At 46.0% G+C, this 4,594-nt stretch carries 3 protein-coding genes; all 3 read left to right on the forward strand.

The annotated features are described in order from the left end of the window. On the forward strand, window positions 1-452 hold a 452-nt coding region (locus GRP75_RS19620), incomplete at its 5' end, for an oligopeptide/dipeptide ABC transporter ATP-binding protein (protein WP_160790120.1). Window positions 453-720: 268 nt separating this feature from the next. Beyond that, complete coding sequence (locus GRP75_RS19625; RefSeq protein ID WP_160790121.1) at window positions 721-3,462, forward strand: alpha-L-rhamnosidase; 2,742 nt, start codon at window positions 721-723, stop codon at window positions 3,460-3,462. Window positions 3,463-3,496: 34 nt separating this feature from the next. Then, a partial coding sequence (locus tag GRP75_RS19630; protein WP_160790122.1) for an MFS transporter occupies window positions 3,497-4,594 on the forward strand: 1,098 nt, incomplete at its 3' end.

Genomic DNA, 4,594 nt, shown 5'->3' on the forward strand with positions numbered 1-4,594 from the left:
CCCTCGATGTGTCGATTCAGGCGCAAGTGCTCAATCTGATGAAGGACCTGCAAAAACAATATGACCTGACGTATATGTTCATTTCCCATGATCTGTCGGTCGTCAAATTTATCAGCGACCGCGTGGGTGTGATGTACCTGGGCAAGCTGGTCGAACTCGCACCGACCCAAGAAGTGTTCAAAGAGCCGCTGCATCCGTATACAAAGGCGCTAATGTCTGCGGTACCTGTAGCTGATCCGGAAGCGGAGCGTGATCGGATTGTACTTAAAGGGGATGTGCCCAGTCCAGAAAATCCGCCAAGTGGTTGTGCGTTTCATAATCGCTGCCCGGCAGCCATGGAGATATGCAGCAAAGTACAGCCCATCTTTGCCGAAGCTGCACCAGGGCGACAGGTAGCCTGTCACTTGTATCCAGCTTCCACGCCGGAACAAGCGATAGCCGGACGAGCATAAGCCAACTGAAAAAGAATAGATAGACCTTCTAGCAAGAATCAAGCCTGAATCCTTCTCTAACGGATTCGGGCTTTTTTTAAGTGTAGCTGCTCTGCAAACGCACATATTTTTCTAATAAATCCATTTTAAGATTCAATATAAGGGGTGGAATTTCAACACCTGTAAATCAAGCATATAACATGCAGGGATACAACATTGCGCATAATCAATGGAAGCGTTTTAATTTGAATATAGAAATACAAAAGAAGACCTCAGGGAGGACATAAGAATGCTAAAAGTGAAAGCGCTTAGATGCGAGCATTTAAATAATCCGATTGGATTGGGTTGTCTAAAACCGCGGTTAAGTTGGCAGATCGAATCTGAAAAAATGTATGTTTCTCAAAAACGTTTCCAATTGCAAGTATCCGTTCATCCCACTTTTGAACCGCTGATTTGGAATCATTTTACCTATTCGGATCAATCCATTTTGTTTCCCTATGAAGGCCCCCCGCTGGAATCAGGACAAAGATATTATTATCGGGTAAAAGTATGGGCTCAGGGAGCAGGTGACACAGAACCGGAAGAATCGGAATGGAGTGAGTCCGGCTTTTGGGAGATGGGGCTGCTCCATGAGCAGGACTGGAAAGCACAATGGATCACAGTGAAGGAGCGGAGCATCCATGAACAGTTTCAGACAAGAGCTCCTTTTGCCGCTTCCAAATATTTTTCGGTTGAGGGAAAAGTGAAAAAAGCAGTCATTTATGCTACAAGTCTTGGGCTGTATGAACTGGAGTTCAATGGACAAAGGGTGGGCGATGCCTACTTTACCCCGGGATGGACGGATTATAACGATCGTGTCCAGGTGCAAGCATATGACGTGACTTCTACCATTCGAGAACAACATAATCGAATCACAGCCACGGTGGGAGAAGGCTGGTACAGCGGTTATCTGGGCTGGCAAAAGCGCAAGGACACCTACGGGAACACGAATGCATTGTTATTTCAAATGAAGATTAGTTATGAAGATGGCCGTTCTGAAGTCATTTGCTCTGATTCTTCCTGGGAGGAAACAAGCTGTGCCATTTTAATGTCGGATATTTATAACGGCGAAATCTATGATGCCCGACTTGAGCAGCAGGTAGCCGAACATAGCTCCTTAACCGAACGGAAAATGATGCAGGTCGTCTCGTTCCCGTTAAGTCATCTGATTGCTCAGGAGAACGAGCCTGTCCGTGTGATGAACCGATTGAAGCCTGTTGAACTCATTCGAACTCCTAAAGGTGAGCTGGTGCTTAACTTGGGTCAAAATATGGTAGGCTGGCTGGAATTTAAAGTGGAAGCCCCCGAAGGTACGGTTCTGAATCTGGTTCATGGTGAAGTGCTGGATCAGCAAGGGAACTTTTACAGAGATAATATTCGGGATGCAGCGCAGCAGATTACGTACATTTGTAGCGGGAAGGGGACGGAGATATTTAGGCCGCATTTCACTTTTCAAGGCTTTCAATATGTGAAGCTTGAGGGCTTTCCTGATGGCGTTACGATTGAAGATTTTACGGGTGTTGTTCTGCATTCGGACATGGAGACGATCGGGGTGTTTGAGACATCTGATCCAAAGCTGAATCAACTTCAACACAATATTGTGTGGGGGCAAAAGGGGAACTTCCTGGATGTGCCAACCGATTGTCCGCAGCGTGATGAGCGATTAGGCTGGACCGGCGATGCACAGATTTTTGCTAGAACTGCCAGCTTCAATATGAATGCGGCTTCCTTCTTCCGAAAGTGGCTTAGGGATTTGGCTTACAACCAGCTGGAAAATGGGGCAGTGCCTTTTGTAGTGCCGGATGTCCTCAAAGGAACCTTTGCCGATAATATGGACAAAACGACGGCAGCATGGGGAGACGCGGCGGTTATATGTCCGTGGACCCTATATCAATGCTATGGGGATAAGCAAATCTTAGTGCAGCAGTATAACAGTATGAAAGCATGGGTGGATTATATTCGCGCCCAAGGGGACGAAGAATGTCTTTGGGATACCGGTTTGCAGCTGGGAGACTGGCTTGCGCTGGATAGCGAGGAAGGAAGCTATTTTGGGGCGACGGACGGAACGCTAGTGGCCACTGCTTATTTTGCGTATTCGACTCATATTTTGGCACAGACGGCCAAACTGCTGAATCGTTATACCGATTACAACACATATAAAAACTTACATGAGGGGATTAAAACGGCTTTTGCGAACCGCTACTTCGATGACGCGGGCAAATTGACCTCCAATACCCAGACTGCACAGGTTGTGGCTTTGCACTTCGGATTGGTGCCAGAAAAGTATAAAACGCAAGTGATCCAGGAGCTCGTACGGCTCATAGAAAAAAATGATATGCATCTGGATACCGGCTTTGTGGGCACCCCCTATCTATGTCTGGTTTTATCCGACCATGGCTATACGGATGTCGCTTATAACATTTTATTTCAAAATGATTATCCTTCATGGCTCTATCAGGTTGAACGGGGAGCAACGACCATGTGGGAGCATTGGGACAGCATCAAAGTGGATGGCTCGTTCTGGAGCACCGATATGAACTCGTTCAATCACTATTCGTACGGTTCAGTAGGAGACTTTATGTACCAAAATATTGCCGGAATCGATGTGCTTGAAGCGGGCTATAAAAAATCACGTTTAGCTCCTAAACCGCCTGCCAATCTTACTTCGGCCCATGGCAAGCTGGAGACGCCATATGGCACGCTTGAAGTCCAATGGGAAATCGTGAATAAAGAAATGAAGATGACGGTTCACGTACCACATAATACGACGGCTGAGATTACACTTCCGGGCGTTATGGAGCCGGATGCACTACAGCAAATCATTGCTATGCAATATCCGTCGATTCAGTATCCGCCTGGTGATGTTCCACAGGAGCTGGCCGGGAAATTAGGTTCTACAGGGGAACAGGCGATTTTCCAAAGGGGCGGAGATCATGAAATGACGTTTACGGTCGGTTCTGGACAGTATACGTTCCAGTACAGATGCAACTAGAGGCTAAATAACATAGACTAGAGGTGAGAGCTTAATGAATATAAAGAACAAAGTTTTGTTTAAAACGGCGTTGCTATCCATTTCCTTAGTCCTGACGTCAGCGAGTGCCATTTCGGCTGTCATACCGATGATGCTGAACCAATTATCAGGCGTCTCCAGTTCGCTGATTGAAAGCGTAGTCACGATTCCATCCTTCTCGATGATGCTGTTTGTGCTGTTGAGTGGTCCGATTTCTTCCCGATTGGGTAAGAAAAATACAGTCCTGCTAGGACTTTTGCTGGTGGTCATCGGCGGAATACTTCCTATGATCACGACTAATATTACATGGATTCTTGCGCTGCGTTTGGTACTAGGTGCAGGTCTCGGGATGTTCAATTCACTGGCCGTCAGTTTAATTAGTGATTTTTTTGAAGGGGATGAACGCGCTCAATTAGTAGGCTTTCAAAGCGCCGTTCAAGGACTCGGAAGCAGCTTGGCTACCTTTGTGGCAGGGCAGCTCGCCCTAATTGACTGGCAGTTCGCTTTTTTATGCTATGGAATCACCATTCCTATTGCGCTATTATTCTTTCTGATCATTCCCGAACCAGAGCGCGGTGAGCCTACAGTAGAGGATTCGACAGAAAAGGGTCACAAGAGCGGGGGAATATCCATACCTGTACTTGGATTAGGGGCTGCACTTTTTCTGTTTATGACTTTTATCATGATTGTATATACCAAAACAGGCATTATGATTGCTGAAAAGAGCATGCCCAATGCTGGTTTTTTAGGAACTGCGTTAACGCTGTTTTCCTTGTCCACCATGATTGCGGGCTTCCTGTTTGGTAGAATCTATAAATGGTTTAGAAATTACGCTCCCTTTATCTCCAGTCTATTAACAGCAACTGGTTTTGTACTACTATGGTTTGCTCAGAATGTTACCATGGTTACCGTTGCCATGCTGATCATTGGCTTTAGTTTTGCGCTGTTTATTCCTTATATTTTTACCATACTAACTAAAATCGTACCTAAAGGCAGTGAGACTTTATCCATTTCCATTGCGATGGTAGGGTCCAATTTGGGAGCGTTTGCTTCGCCTTATGTGATCAAGTTAGTTGGCGTGTTGTCTGAAAATGAAGCCGTTTCATTTCCAGAC

Source organism: Paenibacillus sp. OT2-17 (assembly GCF_009827695.1).
Lineage (GTDB): Bacteria > Bacillota > Bacilli > Paenibacillales > Paenibacillaceae > Paenibacillus > Paenibacillus polymyxa_B.

Coding starts and splice junctions, on each gene's coding strand:
- GRP75_RS19625 (WP_160790121.1), top strand. CDS start 721: ATGCTAAAAGTGAAAGCGCTTAGATGCGAGCATTTAAATAATCCGATT.